We start from the raw sequence: 17,095 nt of genomic DNA, 5'->3' as shown, positions 1-17,095 counted from the left end.
AAGACCCACGATCAGGCCGCCCGCAGCGCCGGCGGCGCCGTCTGCTCGAGGATGCGCGCGAGCACGTCGACCGCCGTGACCCCCGCGAACTCGGCCTCCGTGTCCAGGATCAGGCGGTGCGCGAGCACCGGCTGGGCCAGCTCCTTGACGTCGTCTGGGATGACGTACTCGCGGCCCGACGCGGCCGCCCACACCTTGGCCGTGCGGACGAGCGCGAGCCCGCCGCGGACGCTCGCGCCGATCGCCGTCTGGGCGTCGTCGCGCGTGGCCTCCGTCAGCCGAGCCACGTAGTCGAGCACGACCTCGTCGATGTGCACGGTCTGCGCCAGGTCCGCCATCGTGCCGACCGCCTGCGTGGTGATGCGGGGCGTCAGGACCGTGGTCCGGTCCTTCGCACCCGCGAGGATCTCGATGGTCGAGGCGCGGTCTGGATAGCCCAGCGACGTCTTGATGAGGAAGCGGTCCAGCTGCGCCTCGGGCAGCCGGTAGGTGCCGGCCTGCTCGATCGGGTTCTGCGTCGCGATCACCATGAACGGGCGACCCACGGGGTGCGTCACGCCGTCCACCGTGATGTTGCCCTCCTCCATGACCTCGAGGAGCGCGGCCTGCGTCTTCGGCGAGGCGCGGTTGATCTCGTCGGCGAGCACCACGGACGCGAAGATCGGCCCCGGGTGGAACTCGAAGCGGTGGGTGCTCTGGTCGTAGATGGTCACGCCGGTCACGTCGGACGGCAGCAGGTCCGGCGTGAACTGGATCCGGTGGTGGCTGCCCTGCACCGTGGCGGCGAGCGCCTTGGCCAGCGACGTCTTGCCGGTGCCGGGCGCGTCCTCGAGCAGGAGGTGGCCCTCCGCGACCATCGCCGTGAGCGCGAGGCGCACGGACTGCTCCTTGCCGAGGAGCGCGAGACCGACGTTGGCGACCAGCGCGTCGAAGGTCTCGGCGAACCAGATGCTCTGCTCGGGGGTCATGTGGTGGTGCTCCTCGGGAGGTCGGTCAGGTGGTGGTGTCGTGGGTCGGTCATGGTGTGGGTGGTGGCGCCGGGTCGGGGTAGACGAAGTCGACCGAGGCGCTCGGGCCGGAGCCGCGACCGTTGCTCGCGGAGACGGTGGCGGTCACCTTGTCGCCGGCAACCGGGGGGTTGAGCCAGTCGCTCAGACGCCGCTCCACCGACGTTCCGCGGGTGTCCTCACACCCGGAGTCCTGGCCGTTCACCTTCCAGCACACGGAGTACTTGTCGATGCCGATGCCGCCGTCGTCCGCGGGCGCGTCCCAGGTGACGGTGATTCTCTTCGGCACAGTCGCGCTGTCCGGCACGACGGCGAGGCCCTGGACCGCACTCGGTGGCTGGCCCCACACGACGTCGATCGACGCGGCGTTCGACGTCGATCCGACGCTCGTGCTCGCCGTCACGGTGGCGGTTGCCTGAGTTCCCCGGAACTGCCAGTCCCAGCCCGTGACGTCGACGACCGCGGTCGTGCCGGAGAACGACCCGGACACGGGTCCGTGGCGGTCGCTCCTGAGCTCCCAGGTGTACTGCAGGTTCTGCCCGCCGCCGTCGTTGCCCACGTTGCCGCGGGTGATCGTGATCTGCGTGGGCCGACCGCCGTTGCCGTTCGCCGTGACGGCGAGCGAGACGGGCGGCGCGTCCGGCGGCGTCGTCGCGACCGCCGAGGCCACCGCGCTCCACTCGCTCGATCCCGCGTCGTTGACGGTGCGGACCTGGTACGCGTACGTGCTCCCGCCGCGCAGGTTGCTGTCGGTGAACGACGTCGAACCGCCGACGTCCCGCTCGGATCCGTCGGGAAGCTTGATCACGTACGAGCGGATCGACGTGCCGTTGCCGTCGGCGCCGGACCAGCGCACCTGGATGCGGCCCTGACCGGCGTCTGCACTGGCGCTCACGGAGGTCGGCGCGCTCGGCAGCCCATACGTCGACGCCTCCGTGACCGTCGGCGCGGACCACCCGGGGGCCTTGTTCCTCGCCCGGACCTGGAACCGGTACGCCGGGCCGTTCGCGGCGTCGGTGAACGCGTAGCCGGTGGACGCGGCGTCCAGCGCCACCGTCCGGCCGTTCGGCCCGTTGGAGATCACGAGCTCGTAGCCGGCGACGCGGTCGCCGTTGCCGTTGGGCTCGGCCCAGCTGACGTTGATCTGCCCACCGAGTGGGGTGTTGACCCGTTGGGCCACGAGGTCGGTCGGCGCGGCCGGGACGCCGGCGGGCACCTCGGGCTGCGACGAGTCCGACCACGCGCTCGGCTCCGGCGCCCGGTTCTGCGCCCGCACGCGCACCGTGTACGCGGTCCCGTTCTTCAGGCCGGGGAACGTGTAGCTGGTGGTCGTCGACGTGACGGACGCCGGCCCGGTCAGGGGCGCCGGCGAGATCTCGAGCGTGTAGCTGGTCACCGGCGAACCGGTCGACACGGGCGGCTCCCAGGTCGCCCGGACGCTGCCGTCGCCGAAGGTGAGCACCGGGGGCGACGGCTGGTTGGGCACCGCGTCGGGGCGTGCGGTCGCCGACGGCGGGCTCTGCTCCGACCAGTCGACGTCGTTCTGCGCCGCGACCGTGAACGTGTACTCGGTGTCGTTGGTCAGGTTGTCGATCGTGCAGGTGGTGCTCGCGCACGAGCGCACGATGTTGCCGGGGTTCGCGACGACGCGGTAGCCCGTGATGGGCGCCCCGCGGTTGTCGGGCGCGTCCCACGACAGGACGACCGTCCGGTCCCGCACCTCGCCGACGCGCGGCGCGGTGGGCGTGGCGGGCTTCCCGCGGACCGTGACGGTGATGCGGCCCTCGACCTCGCGGTCCGGGTCGCCCGTCACGTCGCGGACGCGGAATCGGGTGACCATCTGGCCGATGAACCCGACGGCGGGGCGCACGCTCACGGTGCTGGTGGTCGCGCTCGCGGTGCCCGCGCCCGGCGTCTCGACCGTCGCCCCGACGACCGTCAGCGGCGAGTCGGGGAACGGGTTGAAGGCGTCGTCCAGCACGTTCACCGTGGTCTGCTGGCCCTCGACGCCGTTCTCGATCACCCGGTCGTTGACCACGGCCGTGCGGCGGGTGCTCGCGATGACGCGCAGGTCGATTGTCGCGGGGAGCGAGCCCGTGCGCCCGTACCCGATCCGCAGCTCGAGCTTGTCGGTGCGGCCCTTGGGCGTGGTCTCGTCGGCCGCGATCCGCAGGAAGCCGTCGTCGTCGATGCCGCCCGTGAACCCGGCGGGCACGGCGGCCGTGAGCTGGTAGCTGTAGCGGTCCTCCGCGGGCGTCGCGCCCTCGGGGCCGGTGGTGAACGACCGCAGGTCGACGGGGATCGGGTCCTCGCCGGGCGCGACGTCGATCACCGACGGCGTGAACGTCGGCGGGTGGTCGTCGACGGCGAACACCGTGATCTGCAGGGTGATCAGCGAGGTGCGCGCCGACGTGTCCCCCGCCCCGGAGGCGTCGGTCACCGGCACGGTGATCGAGGCAGGCCCGGCGTAGCCGGCCTCCGAGCGGAACTGCAGGGTCTCCTTGTCCTTGACGGGGTCGGTGCCGTCCGACTTCGTCGCCGTCACGCCGAGCGGGTCCGCGACCGACGCCGTGCGTCCGGGCGCGACCTGCACCTGTTCCGACAGCGGGATGACGAGCTGCTCCCCCGAGGCGACACGTAGCTCCGGCGCCTTCGGCCGCGGGATCGGGCGGAAGAAGCCCAGCGCGGGGACCGTGATGAACGCGTACGCGGTCGCCTTGCCGTCGGTCGACGTCCTGTTGCTGAGCTGGTAGGCCAGCGTCTGCGCGTGGTCGACGAGCGTGACGACCACCTTGCCGGACGAGTCCACCCGCGCGACGTCCGCGAGGGCGGCGGGTACCGAGACGTCGAGGTCACTCAGCGGCCCGCTCGGGTTCTGCGCGACGGCCAGCACGTCGACCGAGACCTCGGTCCGACCGATGGTGTCGATCGCCGGCACGACGACGTCGCGGGCGATCGGGGCGAGCACGGGCGCGTCGTCGGCGACCGTCACCGTGAGGACCCCGGTGTCGTGGCCGCCTCGGTCGTTCGAGACCGTGTAGGCGATCTGGAGGACCCCGGGCTGGTCGGGCGCGTGCACGACGATGCGCCGGCCGTCCACCTTCGCGTCGATGCCGTCGGGCATGTCGAGCTCCGGGGCGAGGGTGAGCTCGCCGCCGCTCGAGTCGATGTCGTTGGCCAGCACCCGGACCTCGACCCGCTGGCCGGGCTTGACGGTCACCTGGTCGTCGCGGGCGACCACGGGCGCAGCGCCGGTCGGTCGCGGGCCGATGCCGACCCGGATCTCGGCGACGGCACGCTGCCCCACCCAGTCCTCGACGGCATAGGTGAAGGTGTCCGTGCCGAGCTCGCCGGGCAGCGCCTGGTACTCGATCCAGTCCGGACCGGTGGCGGTCACGCGGCCGTGCGCGGGGGCCGAGGCCTGCCCGAGCAGGGTCACGCCGTCTCCGTCGGGGTCGATGCCCACGAGCGGGACGGGGATGCGCACCGTGTCGCCCTCGTAGACGCGCGCGACGAGGTTCTTCGGTCGCGGGGGTGCCTTGGTGCTCGCGTCGGACGCGTGCACGCGCACCGTGACGGTCGCCGCCGTGACGTTGCCCGTCGCGTCCTGGACGGCGAACGTCGCGTGGGCCGTGATCGCGTCGTCGGGCGCCTGGTAGCGCAGCACGTCACCCGAGACGAACAGCAGGCCCTCTCCGTCGCCCAGCGGTTCGGCGAGCTCCGGCACCAGGGTCAGGCGGTCGCCGTCGGGGTCGTACGCGGTGTCCAGCACGGGGATCGTGACGACGCCACCGGTGCGCACGCTCACCTCGACGTTCTCCACGACCGGCGGCTGAGACGTCGCCGACGGCGGCACGGGCTGCACGACGATCTCGCCGACCGCCGACGCCTGCCCGTTGGACACCGTGTAGCTGAGCGCGACGGGGCCGTCGAGCGTGCGCTCGGAGCGGATCTGCACCAGGTGGTGGTCGAGCACCGCGACCTTGAGCCCGGAGCCCTCGGGGACCTCGACGGACTGCAGGACGAGGACCTTGCCCTCCGCGTCCGAGTCGTTCTCGAGCGGGTCGATCGTCACCTCGCCGCCCGCCGGGAGGTAGGCCTTGTCCCGTACGGCGACCGGGGGCACCGGGGTGTCGGGCCACTCGAGCACGTCGACGCGCGCGAGTCCCGTCGCCTGCTGCGGCGGCGCGGCGACGAGGAACGGGACGTAGTAGGTGCCCGCCCGCGCAGCGCTGAACGTAAAGGTGCCGCCCTGCAGGTCGCTCGTGATCGTCGCGCCGACGACCTCGTCGACACCGGCGAGGCGCGGTGGCTCGCTGGACGAGCTGCGCACGGCCGTGAGCGGGTTGAGCGTCACCGCCTGGCCGACGTACGTCACGGCGAAGACCGGGTCGATCTGCGGCGCGAGCGAACCCGCCGGCCGCACGTCCACGTCCACGGTCCCCTCGGTGGTCGTGGTCCCGTCCGAGACCTCGACCGTCACCTGGGTCCGGCCCAGGGACGCCCCGTCGGCCTTGAACGTCATCGTGCCGTCCTGGCGGAACCGCACGGACCCTGCGGCCGGGTCGGCGGTGGCGCCGACGAGCAGGAGGTCGTCGCCGTCCGGGTCGACGAAGTCGGCCAGCACCTGGTGGTCGGACTGGCCGCCCTGCTCGACGCGCATCGAGCCCGTGCGCACCTGGCGCGGTGGTTCGTCCTCGCCGATGCCCCGGACCGTCAGGCGCACGTGAGCCGTCGGTGGTGCCGACGTGCCGCGTCCGTCCGTGATCGTGTACGTGAACTCGCCGCTGCCGGTCGCGCCAGCGGCGATGGAGACCTGCAGCGCCCGGCCGCCGTAGATCGCCTCCACCCGGCCGAACTGCTCGGGCAGCTGCTCGAACTGGGAGATCGCGAGGATGCCGCAGTCGGACGAGGAGTCGTTGTCGATGACCGGCAGGATGGTCGTGCGACCGGGCCGCACGCCGAACTCGTCGTCGGTCGCCGTGGGCGACGCGGACTCGGCCGAGCACTCGGTGACGAGGTCCTGGGTCGTGTCCGAGGTCTCGGTCTCCTCCTGCGCCTCGTCGGGCTGCTCCTCGGGCACGACGTCCGTCCAGTTGGGCACCCGCAGCTTGGTGTCCTCGAGCGGCAGCCACAGCCGGCCCCGCAACGTGTCGTTGAGGACGACCATCTGCCGGTTGACGCGGAACGTCAGCACGTCGGCGCTGGACATGTCCTCGAGGTCGCGGACGTCGGCCTTGCCGCCGTCGCACAGCTGGATGTACGACCCGATCGGGGACGCCCACGCGCCGTGCGCGCAGGACCCGACCTGGACCGGCTGCGCCGGCTTCCCGGACCCGGTGGTCTTGTGCTCGACCACCCGGCCGCCGTCGAGCGGCACCTCGAGCAGCGTGTCGCGGCTGGAGACGAGGACGCGCGACGACGCGGGACCGGGCTGCTGGAGCGTGAGGTCCTCGCCCTGCACCTCGACGGAGCCGTGCAGCGTGCGGACCGTGCTGCCCGAGAGCGTGACGGGCTCGTCGCCGACCGCGGTGATCTGGTCGACAGCACCGTCGCCGACGGACCCCGACTCGCTCACCTGCGGCGACCCGGACCCCATCTCGACGCGCGTGACGGCGCCACCCTGGGGCGCGACGCCGAAGGCCGTCCCGCTCCGGGCGACCACGGCGCGGCCGCCGTCGCCCAGCTCGATCTCCGGCGTGTCCGTCTCGGTGCGGAGCGAGTCCAGGTCGTCGATGGTGCGCACCCAGACGTTGCCGTCCCCGTCGTACAGCGCGACCGTGCCCGCGGCCATCGACGGTGTCGTGCCGGGTGCGGCGACCTGCGTGGTGGTCGCGACGGTGGCCGGGTCGACGACAGAGAGGTTGCCGGACTCCGCCAGCAGCACGTCGCCGGCGTCCTGGAGCACGTCGAACGACTTTCCCTGCGCGACGAGCCCGCCGTTGAGCTCCTCGACCTGCGCGTTGAACCGGCCGAGCTGCGACTGGCTGGTCGCCGTCAGCCAGACGGCGCCGTCGTTGAGGTCGAGGCGCGCGAGCGGGAAGCCCTGGTTGAGCAGCGCGAGGACGAGCACGAGCACCGGGACGGTGACGACCGCCGCGGCCGTCGTGACGCGCGAGCGCACCCTCATGACGCGCACCCCTCGAGGGGCGTGGTCGACGCGCGACGGTCGGCGCGCACGATCGACACCTCGATGCAGACCTCGCCCGTGGCGTCGGCCGCGGGGACCGTCGCCGTCGGCTGGGCGACGAGGGTCAGCTGCGGCTCGCCGGTGGCCTGGCGCACTCCCCAGAGGTACTGGTCGCCCTGCTCGGGGTCGGGGTTCTCCCAGGTGAACACGACCGAGCCGTCCGCCTGCCGCGTCCCGAGCAGCGAGTGGGGGGACGGGACCGCCTCGCCGATGCTCGTGGACACGGGCGCCTGGCTGAAGTCCGAGGTGGACGTCGGTGCGACGTCGGGCGAGTCGTCGCGGCCGAGCGCGACGGCACCGATGGTGATGACCGCGCCCAGCACCACGAGGCCCGACACGATGCCCGCGACGAGCCTGCCCCGGTTCCGCTGCTTCGCCTCGGGCTCCGTCTCGGCGACCTCCTGCGGCGCGACGAAGACGGGTCCGGGGCGGGCGGGCGTCGCCGGCGGGACCGTGGTGACGCCGCGCAGCCGGGTCGGCTCGTCGCCGCCGGGCGCGGGCTCGGCAGCCTCGGGCGCGACGGTCACGATCGAGCGCAGCCGGGTGGCGTCCTCCTGCCCGGCCGGGGCGTGCGGCGGCACCTCGAGCGCGGGGACGCCGTCGGGCTCGTCGGTGAGGTCCAGCGGGGTGATCGGGAGGCGGAGGTCGGCCTCGACCTGCTGCAGGGCGCGCGCCACGGCGGCCGCGGACTCGAAACGGCGCGCCGGGTGCTTGGCCATGGCGCGCTCGAGCAGGTCCTGCAGCCCCCACGGCACGTCGGCACGGCCCGTCGGCGGCAGCGGGGACCGCTCGATGCGGGCGACCAGCTGCTGCGCGGTGTTCTCGCCGCCGGGCACCTCGAACGGCGTGCGGCCCGCGAGCAGGGAGTAGATCGTCGCCGCCAGCGAGTACACGTCGGAGCGCTCGTCACCGGTCGGGTGCTCCCCGAGCAGCTCGGGCGGCGACCACGGGATCGACATGCCGACGGTGGCGCCCGCGCCGTGCCCGGTCGTCGCGGCGATGCCGAAGTCGGTCAGCGCGGGCCACCCGAAGTCGGTGGTGAGCACGTTCGCGGGCTTGATGTCGCGGTGCAGGATGCCGGCCCGGTGCGCGGTCTCGACCGCCGACGCGAGGCGGACGCCGATGCGTAGCGCCTCGGCGACGGAGATCCGCTCCTGCCGGTACCGCTCGGCCAGGCCCGGCCGCGAGCAGTACTCCATGACGAGGAACGGACGCCCGTCAGCAGCGATCGCCGCGTGGTAGATCGTCACGATCGAGGGGTGGTGCGACAGCTGGGCCATGAGGTTGGCCTCCTGCTGGAAGCGCGCCCGCACCTCGTCGTCCAGGCTCCCGGCCAGCAGGACCTTGACCGCCACCTCGCGCCGCGGAAGCTCCTGCTGGTACAGGAAGACGTCCGCGAAGCCTCCGAGGCCGAGCACCCGGAGGTGCTCGTAGCCCGGCAGGCGAGGCGGGGTCGATGCTTCGCGGCGTGCGGTCACGAACCCCGCTCCACCGAGAACGTCACGCCGTCACCCAGGTCGACGATCTCGTCGAGACCGACGACGCTGGGCTCACCCGGGTGCAGGCGCCGCGCGCCCTCCCCCGGACGCGCCACGTGGACGCCGTTCGTCGAGTCGAGATCGGTGACGACCACGTGGTCCCCGTCGAGCCGGACCTCCGCGTGCGTGCGCGAGATGTCCTGCTGCGGGCTCGGCACCGTGATCAAGCGCGGCAGCTCGCGGTTGGTGACCCGCGCGACCTGCGGCGCGCGACCCAGCAGCACCGCGCGGTCGAGCGGCACCACGAGGCCGGTCGAGAGCACGAGGCGGGCCGCCGTCTGGACCGTCGTCGGGACCCGGAACGGGCCGGGAACCTCGTCGGACGCCCACGACGGCAGCTGCTCGCGGATCTCCGCGAGATCCGTCGACAGGATTGTCAGGCCGTCGTGGTCGTCCAGCGACGCGCCGGCGACCGGGACGGGCGACTCCGGAGCCGCCGGCGCCTCGATGGGCTCTGTCGGGGGCCACGTGAGGAACGACTCCGCGGCGGCGACCACACTCGTCGGGTCGGTGTTCTCGTCGAGGACGTCGACCTCGTCCGGAGCCTCTTCCGGCGCGTGCTCCTCGACCGGCACGAGCGCGACGGTCGTCGGCTCGTCCCACACGACGTCGTCGACGATCTCCGCGGCCGGCTGCTGAACCTCGGGCTCGTCCGACGCCTCGTCGTGGACAACGACGTCGACGACCTCGGGAACCTGCTGGACCGACGGCTCGATGACCTCGTCCGACGGTGCCTCGACGGGCTCCTCGACGACGAGCACTGCCTCGGTCGCGGCGGCTGTCACCGGCTCGGGGACATCCTCACGCGCGGTCAGGGACACGCTCACGCGCGAGGCCTGCACGACGCCGTCTGCCAGGGGCAGGCTCGCCGAGCCGCTCCCCGGCCCGTCCACCTGCACGGCGACGTCGGACACGCCGTCGAGCACGCGCTCGGTCCAGGTGCTGACCTCGCCGGAGCGCCAGACGTCCCGGCGGCCGCCCACCTCGACGACGACCTCGACGTCCCCGCGCAGGGCGGCGTGGACGCGCTGGCCGTCGACCGACACCACGGCGAACGGCGGGAGGCCACCGAAGCCGTCGCGGGCCAGGAGGGCGAGCGCGGAGAAGACACCCTCGCCGGCGTCCTGCCACAGCGCACGGACGGTGGAGGCGGCCGTCGTCGGGCCCAGCAGCGCCACGAAGCCGGGACGGACCACGGCGGTCCAACCGCCGGCGGAGTACTCGGGCACGCTCATGACGGCATCTCCTCGTTCGGTGTGCCCGCGCCGCGCGCGCCGGGGTCGGTCGTGAACAGCGACCGGCGCGGGACCGTCGCGCCGTTGAGCATCTCGTCCCACAGGTGCGGACCGAGCTCCGCGCCGCTGCGCGGGACGGTGATGTGCACGTCGTCGTGCGCGCCCGACGCGGTGGCGACGTCGACGACCACGGCGCTCACGTTGTCCCGGGCGCCGTGGTCGAGGGCCAGCCGGACCAGCTCGGCCGCGGCGTCCTGCGGGTCGGCCGTGCCGGCCAGCACGCGCGCGAGCACGTCGTCGTGGAGCTCGCGCGTGAGGCCGTCGGTGCAGATCAGGAGGCGGTCGTGCAGCCCGGCGGGCAGCAGCCAGTACTCCGGCTCGGGCGGGTCGCCGGTGCCCAGGGCCCGCGTGAGGACGTGCCGGTCGGGGTGCGTCGCCGCCTCGCCTCGGTCGATCTCGCCCAGGTCCAGGAGCTCCTGGACCACCGAGTGGTCGACGCTGACCTGCTCGAGCTCGTCGCCCGACCACAGGTACACGCGCGAGTCCCCGACGTTGAAGACGAGCCAGTAGGAGCCGCCGTCGTGCTCGGTGACGGCCACCCCGGCGACGGTGGTACCGCCCTGGCGTCCGCCGGTGAACTCGGTGCGGATGCGGGCCGCGGTGCGGTCGAAGCACGCGTGCACGTCGTCGGCGGTCGCCGCGGCCTGCCCGGCGAGCTGGGCGAACTCCTCGACGGCGATCCGGCTGGCCAGGTCGCCCGCGTCGTGGCCACCCATGCCGTCCGCGACGAGGAACACGGGCGGGTACGCCAGCAGGGCGTCCTCGTTGACCTCACGGACCAGGCCGCGATCGGTCGCCGACCCCCACGACGTGCGCACGCGACCCCCCTCGTCCTTGTGGCCCCGGCCGGTGCCTCGTTCAGATCATCGGCGCACATCGTGCCGTACGTGAGCGCTCGGCACACAACCGGGACCGACCTGTGATCAGATCCCGAGCTGGAAGACGCCCCAGTAAGCGAGGACGACCAGCAGGACGACCGAGCCGATGACGCCCGCCCACAGGACGCAGGTCCGCACGATACCGGGAGCAGGATGCCCGCCGGCCAGGCGCACGCGCCGGCAGCGGCGCAGCAGGAGGACCCCGACGACGACCACCGCGATGCCGAGCACCCGCACGGCGACCCAGCCGCCCTGCACCACGATGTCGTTGCGCTGGTAGTCGAGCGCCAGGCGCGCCACCGAGACGATGTACCAGACCAAGGCCACGACGGTGAGGAGCGCGCCCAGGCCGAGCGCGACGAGCAGCGGCAGCACCCCGCGCGCGAACCGGGGACCTGGCACGGTCACGGCGGCACCGCCCCGGCGCCGGACCCGATCGGTCGTCTCCTCCACGCCACGCGCGACGAGCACCGCCAGCGGCCCCAGCAGAATGAGGGCCACCGCGGCCAGCGCGAGGGCGACGACCAGGTCTCCGTCCCCGAACCAGCGGGGCTCCGGCACGGGAGCGGCGACGTACGTCTGCACCGGTTGCGCACCGGCGATCCGCGGCGACGCGTCGGCGGTCGCGGGCTGCCCCAGCACCCAGCCCGACAGGTCGCGCAAGAAGTCGGCGTCGACGTCGCCGTCGACGCGGATACCGTGGTTGGCGCCCTCGTAGTACCGCACGGTCACGTCGCCGTTGCCCGCGATCGCGGTGTCCCGCAGCACCTGCTCGGCGCCCTGGATGGTCGGCATCGAGGCGTCGCCCGTGCCGTACACGACGAAGACCGGCTGACTCATCTGCCGCTGGTACGGCGTCACGTCGAAGTCGACGTACTCGAACCCGCCGCCCGGCAGCGACATGCCGACGGCCCGCGGGATCGCCCGGAACACCCCGTGGGGCACGCCGGTGTTCCGCAGGTAGGAGTCGACCGCGAACGCGGCCTGCTCCCGCGGCGGCACCACCGGCGAGGACACCAGGACCACGAAGGCGATCGACGGGTCCTGCGCGGCCATGACCGGCGCGATCCAGCCGCCCTCGCTCTCGGCGTAGATCCCGACCCGGTCTGGGTCGACCCCCTCGCGGGACTGGAGCAGGGCCACCGACGCGTCGTAGTCCGCGGCCATCAGCGGGTAGTCGCGGTGCCGCGTCGTGTAGGTGTCGAGCCGCTTGTTGGGCACCATCGCGACGATCCCCGACGCCGCGAGCGCGTGGGCCTGCTGGAGGAACGCAGTGTCGTAGCGGCCGGTCCCGGCGCCGTGCACGAACACCACCCCGGGCAGCGGACCCTCCGCGCCGATCGGCTCGCTGATCTGAGCGTCGACCGTGGTCCCGTCGAGCTGCACGGTGACCACCGAGGTGCGGACCTCGTAGGTCGGCACGGGCGCTGCCGACCCGATCGCGGTCGAGGTGGTCTCGACGGTCAGCGGGTCGGCGAGCGGGACCGGGTCCCACTGCGGGCCCATGACGGCCCCGAGCACGGCGAGCAGCACCACACCCAACGCGGTGCTCGCCGCGACGCGGTACCACCGCCCGACGTGCCGGCCCACGTCCGTCTCCGCGCGCGTCCCCGCGCGCTCACCCTTCCTCAGCATGCTCAGAAGCCCAGCTTTCCGAGCTGCTTGGGGTCGCGCTGCCAGTCCTTGGCCACCTTGACGTGCAGGTCCAGGTACACGCGCGCCCCGAGCAGGGCCTCGATGCCGCGCCGCGCCTGGCTGCCGACGTCGCGCAGCCGGGCACCGCCCTTGCCGATGATGATGGCCTTCTGGCTGTCCCTCTCGACGAACAGGTGCACGCGCACGTCGAGCATGGGCACGCCGTTTGCGGCCGGCTCGTCGCGCGCCACGATCTCGTCGACGACCACCGCGAGCGAGTGCGGCAGCTCATCGCGGACGCCCTCGAGGGCGGCCTCCCGCACCAGCTCGGCGACCATGACGGCCTCGGGCTCGTCGGTGAGCTCACCCTCCGCGTACAGCGGCGTCCCCTCGGGCAGGTGGCCGATCAGCACGTTCTCCAGCACGTCGACGTTGTAGCCGGACGTCGCGGAGACGGGCACGATGTCGGCCCACTCCCCCAGCGCCTGCACGGCCATGAGGTGCTCCGCGAGCTTCCCCTTGCCGACGAGGTCGGCCTTGGTGACGACCGCGACCACGGGTGTCCCGCGGCCGTCGCGCGCCAGCTCCGACATCTGCTCGGCGATGAACCGGTCACCCGGGCCCACCCGCTGGTCGGCGGGCAGGCAGAACCCGACCACGTCGACCTCGGTGAGCGTGTCCTTGACCAGCGCGTTGAGCCGCTCGCCCAGGAGCGTGCGGGGTCGGTGCAGACCGGGGGTGTCGACGAGGATCAGCTGCGCGTCCGGCCGGTGCACGATCCCGCGGACGGTGTGCCGCGTCGTCTGCGGGCGCCCCGACGTGATGGCGACCTTCTGGCCGACGAGCGCATTGGTGAGCGTCGACTTCCCGGCGTTGGGCCGCCCGACGAAGCAGGCAAACCCGGAATGGAAGGTGGTCATCGGGTGGCTCCGTGGTTCTCGGTGGGGACGGGGGTGTCGGCGTCGACCACGCTGACCAGGACGGTGGCGAGGCGCCGGCGACGACCCTCGACGCGTTCGGCCACGAGGTGCAGCCCGTGGATGTCGCCGGCGGAGCCGGGCAGCGGCACCTTGCCGAGAGCCTTGGCCAGCAGCCCGCCCGCGGTGTCGACGTCCTCGTCGTCCACCTCGAGGTCGAACAGCTCGCCCAGCTCGTCGCGGCCGAGGCGCGCGGGTACCCGGAACACGCCGTCCCCGAGGTCCTCGACCACCGGCGCGGTGGGGTCGTGCTCGTCGGTCAGCTCGCCGACGATCTCCTCGAGCGCGTCCTCGATGGTCACGAGCCCGGCGATGCCGCCGTACTCGTCGACCACGATGGCCATGTGCGACGTGCCGTCCTGCAGCTCGCGCAGCAGCTCGTCCACGGGCTTCGACTCCGGCACGAACACCGCCGGCCGCGCCAGCGACGAGGCCGGCGCGTCGAGCATCGCCTCCTGCTCGCGGCGGTCCGAGCGTCCGGCCGGCGCGATCGGCAGCCGCCCGACGACGTCCTTGAGGTAGAGCACGCCGCGCAGGTCGTCCACCGAGTCACCGACGAGCGGGACCCGCGAGTACCCCGACCGCAGCAGCAGCGCGAGCGCCTTGCGCAGCGTCGTGTCCGCCCGCGCCGTCACCATGTCCGTCCGCGGGACCATGACCTCGCGCGTCAGGGTGTCGCCGAGCTCGAGCACGGAGCGGAACATCTCACGCTCCTCGTCCTCGATCACGTCCGACTCGCTCACGCGCTGGACCATGTCCCGCAGCTCGTCCTCGTCCTCGGCCGCCGACCCCGCACCCGGCCGCCCGACGGCTCCGAGCCCGCCGGCGACCGCGGTCACGGCCACGAGCACGCGCGAGAGCCGGGTGACGGTCGCGACGGGGTGCTTCCGGCCGATGGTGCGCGGGCTGGCGCGCACGAGCAGGAACGCGACGAGCCCGCAGATCGCGAGCGCGACCAGCAGGACCGCCCACCACACCAGGCCGGTCGACCCGACGGTCACCGTGATGCACACCGTCGCCGTCATCTCGGCGAGCAGCCGCACGAACGCGGCCGCCGAGGCCACCCGCGCAGGGTGCTCGGTGAGGGCGCGCACGCGGCCGGCCGCGGGGTCGTGCTCGGCCAGCAGCTCGGTCACCGCGGCGCGCGAGATGCGCACGACGGCCACCTCGCCGGCGGACAGGGCCGCGGCGGTGGCGATGCCCAGGACGGCGACGACGATGAGCAGCGCGACGGGAATGTCCGTCATCGCGACGCCAGGAACGTCAGCAGCAGCCGACGCTGGAGGGCGAACATCTCCTTCTCCTCCTCCGGCTCTGCGTGGTCGTAGCCGAGCAGGTGCAGGATCCCGTGCGTGGTGAGGAGCAGCAGCTCCTCCGCGGTCGAGTGGCCGGCGGTGCGCGCCTGCTGCGCCGCGACCTCGGGGCACAGGACGACGTCGCCCAGGAGGCCGGCGGGCGTGGGGTCGCCCTCCCGGCCCGGGCGCAGCTCGTCCATGGGGAACGACAGCACGTCGGTAGGGCCGGGCTCGTCCATCCACTTCACGTGCAGGTCCGTCATGACGTCGGTGCCCACCAGCAGGATCGACACGTCCGTCTGCGGGTGCACGTGCATCTCGTCCAGCACGTAGCGGGCGAGGGCGGCGAACTCCGCCTCGTCGGCGTCGTAACCGGACTCGTTGTTGACCTCGACGCTCATGGCCGCCTCAGCTCCTGTCCCAGCGCGCGTACGCGTCGATGATCTCGCTGACCAGGCGGTGCCGGACCACGTCCGACGACGTCAGGCGGCAGAACGCGACGTCGTCGACGCCCGTGAGGATCTGCTCGACCACGCGCAGGCCGGAGGTCTGCGCCGCGGGCAGGTCCACTTGCGTGATGTCGCCGGTGACCACCACCTTCGACCCGAAGCCGAGCCGGGTGAGGAACATCTTCATCTGCTCGACCGACGTGTTCTGCGCCTCGTCGAGGATGATGAACGCGTCGTTCAGCGTGCGCCCGCGCATGTACGCCAGCGGCGCCACCTCGATGGTGCCCGCCTCCATGAGCCGCGGGATCGACTCGGCGTCGACCATGTCGTGCAGCGCGTCGTAGAGCGGCCGCAGGTACGGGTCGATCTTGTCCGAGAGGCTGCCGGGCAGGAACCCGAGCCGCTCGCCCGCCTCGACGGCGGGGCGCGTGAGCACGATGCGCTGCACCTTGCGGTCCTGCAGCGCCTGCACCGCCTTGGCCATCGCCAGGTACGTCTTGCCCGTGCCGGCAGGCCCGATGCCGAACGTCACGGTGTGCCGGTCGATCGCGTCGACGTAGTCCTTCTGGCCCGACGTCTTGGCGCGGATGGTGCGGCCGCGACCCGTGAGGATGTTGAACGAGAGGACGTCGGCAGGCCGCGCCGTCGATGCCGCCGTGAGCATCGCCACGGACCGGGTCACCACGTCGGGGGTCAGCGGTGTGCCGCCCGCCGCCATCTCGACCAGCTCGTCGATGAGCCGCGACACCAGGGCCACGTCGCCGACCGGCCCGGCGAGGGTCACCTCGTTGCCGCGGACGTGGATGTCGACGCCGGTGAACCCGGACTCGATGGTGCGGAGCACCTCGTCCCGCAGGCCGAGCAGCTCGACCATCGAGACCTCGGACGGGACGCTGATGCGGTGCTCGACGCGCGCGGGTGCCCCGGAGGACCGCGCTGCGGATGTGGACTCGGCCATGTGCTCGGCGTGCGCCGTGCGCTCCTTAGGTCAGGTGGTGGGTGTGCGGGTCAGGCACGGGTGTCCCAGGCAGACGTCGACAGTCTACGAGGCGCCGCCGACGGAGCGGTCAGGCCCAGCGCCCGAGCCGCTCGGCCAGCAGAGCCAGCGCGACCGGGCCCGCGGTCGACGTGCGCAGCACATGCGGACCGAGCCGGACGGCCCGCGCCCCCGCCTCGACGAGCCGCCCGAGCTCGCTCTCGCCGATGCCGCCCTCCGGGCCGACCACGACGAGGCACTCGCCGGCGTCCGGCAGGGCCGTCGCCGCAATGGCGTCGGTCGCGTCCGCGTGCAGCACCAGCGCGACCCCACCGCCGTCGACGACCGTACGGACCCGCTCGGCCAGGCCCCGGCCGTCGAGCGCAAACTCGACGTCGGGCACGCGGGCGCGTCGCGACTGCTTCGCCGCCGCGCGCACGGTCCCCAGCCAGCGCGCGCGGCTCTTCGCGGCCCGGTCGCCGCGCCAGACCACGATCGAACGCTCTGCCTGCCACGGCACCACCGCGTCGACGCCGACCTCGGTGGCCGCCTCGATCGCCATCTCGTCGCGGTCGCCCTTGGCCAGCGCCTGCACGAGCACGAGGGCGACGGCCGCCGCCGGCTCGACCACGCGCTGCTGGACCTGCACGAGCACGCCGTCGGGCGTCACCGAGCCGACGACCCCGACGAGCCGCACACCCGCGCCGTCGACGACGTCCACCCGCTCACCGGCGACCCGGCGCTGCACGACCCCCGCGTGGCGCCCCTCGGCGCCGCCCAGCAGGTACGTGCCGCCGTCGGCGACGGCGTCGAGCGACCCGGGCTCGGCCAGGAAGACGGGCGCGCTCATGACGC

The 17,095-nt window shown here is 73.3% G+C and carries 11 protein-coding genes; all 11 read right to left on the bottom strand.

The genetic code is table 11. The features are described from left to right. Positions 1-11: 11 nt before the first annotated feature. Entirely contained in the window at positions 12-968 is a 957-nt protein-coding gene (locus AC1DYZ_RS02870; RefSeq protein ID WP_456825482.1) for an AAA family ATPase, read from the bottom strand. A 49-nt stretch (positions 969-1,017) separates the two neighbouring features. Continuing rightward, positions 1,018-7,137, bottom strand: coding sequence for an Ig-like domain-containing protein (locus tag AC1DYZ_RS02865; RefSeq protein WP_477063713.1), 6,120 nt, complete (start codon positions 7,135-7,137; stop codon positions 1,018-1,020). Continuing rightward, positions 7,134-8,675, bottom strand: a complete 1,542-nt coding sequence (locus AC1DYZ_RS02860) for a serine/threonine-protein kinase (RefSeq protein WP_477063712.1) — start codon at positions 8,673-8,675, stop codon at positions 7,134-7,136. The genes AC1DYZ_RS02865 and AC1DYZ_RS02860 overlap by 4 nt, the downstream gene beginning before the upstream one ends. Continuing rightward, positions 8,672-9,970, bottom strand: coding sequence for an FHA domain-containing protein (locus AC1DYZ_RS02855; protein ID WP_477063711.1), 1,299 nt, complete (start codon positions 9,968-9,970; stop codon positions 8,672-8,674). Before AC1DYZ_RS02855 ends, AC1DYZ_RS02860 begins: the two co-directional genes overlap by 4 nt. Further along, a complete protein-coding gene (locus tag AC1DYZ_RS02850) occupies positions 9,967-10,848 on the bottom strand; it encodes a PP2C family protein-serine/threonine phosphatase (RefSeq protein ID WP_477063710.1) in 882 nt (293 codons plus the stop codon). Before AC1DYZ_RS02850 ends, AC1DYZ_RS02855 begins: the two co-directional genes overlap by 4 nt. A gap of 105 nt (positions 10,849-10,953) precedes the next feature. After that, positions 10,954-12,543 (bottom strand): alpha/beta hydrolase family protein, encoded by a 1,590-nt coding sequence (locus AC1DYZ_RS02845; RefSeq protein ID WP_477063709.1) that lies wholly within the window; start codon positions 12,541-12,543, stop codon positions 10,954-10,956. 2 nt (positions 12,544-12,545) lie between these two features. After that, positions 12,546-13,463, bottom strand: a complete 918-nt coding sequence (gene era / locus AC1DYZ_RS02840) for a GTPase Era (protein ID WP_056090219.1) — start codon at positions 13,461-13,463, stop codon at positions 12,546-12,548. After that, entirely contained in the window at positions 13,460-14,767 is a 1,308-nt protein-coding gene (locus AC1DYZ_RS02835; protein ID WP_477063708.1) for a hemolysin family protein, read from the bottom strand. The genes era and AC1DYZ_RS02835 overlap by 4 nt, the downstream gene beginning before the upstream one ends. Further along, complete coding sequence (gene ybeY / locus AC1DYZ_RS02830) at positions 14,764-15,216, bottom strand: rRNA maturation RNase YbeY (protein WP_456825474.1); 453 nt, start codon at positions 15,214-15,216, stop codon at positions 14,764-14,766. Before ybeY ends, AC1DYZ_RS02835 begins: the two co-directional genes overlap by 4 nt. 7 nt (positions 15,217-15,223) lie before the next feature. After that, complete coding sequence (locus AC1DYZ_RS02825; protein WP_477063707.1) at positions 15,224-16,222, bottom strand: PhoH family protein; 999 nt, start codon at positions 16,220-16,222, stop codon at positions 15,224-15,226. A gap of 109 nt (positions 16,223-16,331) precedes the next feature. After that, on the bottom strand, positions 16,332-17,090 hold the full coding sequence (locus AC1DYZ_RS02820; protein WP_477063706.1) for a 16S rRNA (uracil(1498)-N(3))-methyltransferase: 759 nt from the start codon (positions 17,088-17,090) through the stop codon (positions 16,332-16,334). Positions 17,091-17,095: the final 5 nt, after the last annotated feature.

The organism is Cellulomonas sp. P1_C4 (assembly GCF_056406355.1).
Note: the sequence above shows the minus strand (reverse complement) of the source record. Positions and strands in the feature narration are given on the sequence as shown.

Coding starts and splice junctions, on each gene's coding strand:
- era (WP_056090219.1), bottom strand. CDS start 13,463: ATGACCACCTTCCATTCCGGGTTTGCCTGCTTCGTCGGGCGGCCCAAC.
- AC1DYZ_RS02855 (WP_477063711.1), bottom strand. CDS start 9,970: ATGAGCGTGCCCGAGTACTCCGCCGGCGGTTGGACCGCCGTGGTCCGT.
- AC1DYZ_RS02835 (WP_477063708.1), bottom strand. CDS start 14,767: ATGACGGACATTCCCGTCGCGCTGCTCATCGTCGTCGCCGTCCTGGGC.
- AC1DYZ_RS02825 (WP_477063707.1), bottom strand. CDS start 16,222: ATGGCCGAGTCCACATCCGCAGCGCGGTCCTCCGGGGCACCCGCGCGC.
- AC1DYZ_RS02845 (WP_477063709.1), bottom strand. CDS start 12,543: ATGCTGAGGAAGGGTGAGCGCGCGGGGACGCGCGCGGAGACGGACGTG.
- AC1DYZ_RS02865 (WP_477063713.1), bottom strand. CDS start 7,137: ATGAGGGTGCGCTCGCGCGTCACGACGGCCGCGGCGGTCGTCACCGTC.
- AC1DYZ_RS02870 (WP_456825482.1), bottom strand. CDS start 968: ATGACCCCCGAGCAGAGCATCTGGTTCGCCGAGACCTTCGACGCGCTG.
- AC1DYZ_RS02820 (WP_477063706.1), bottom strand. CDS start 17,090: ATGAGCGCGCCCGTCTTCCTGGCCGAGCCCGGGTCGCTCGACGCCGTC.
- ybeY (WP_456825474.1), bottom strand. CDS start 15,216: ATGAGCGTCGAGGTCAACAACGAGTCCGGTTACGACGCCGACGAGGCG.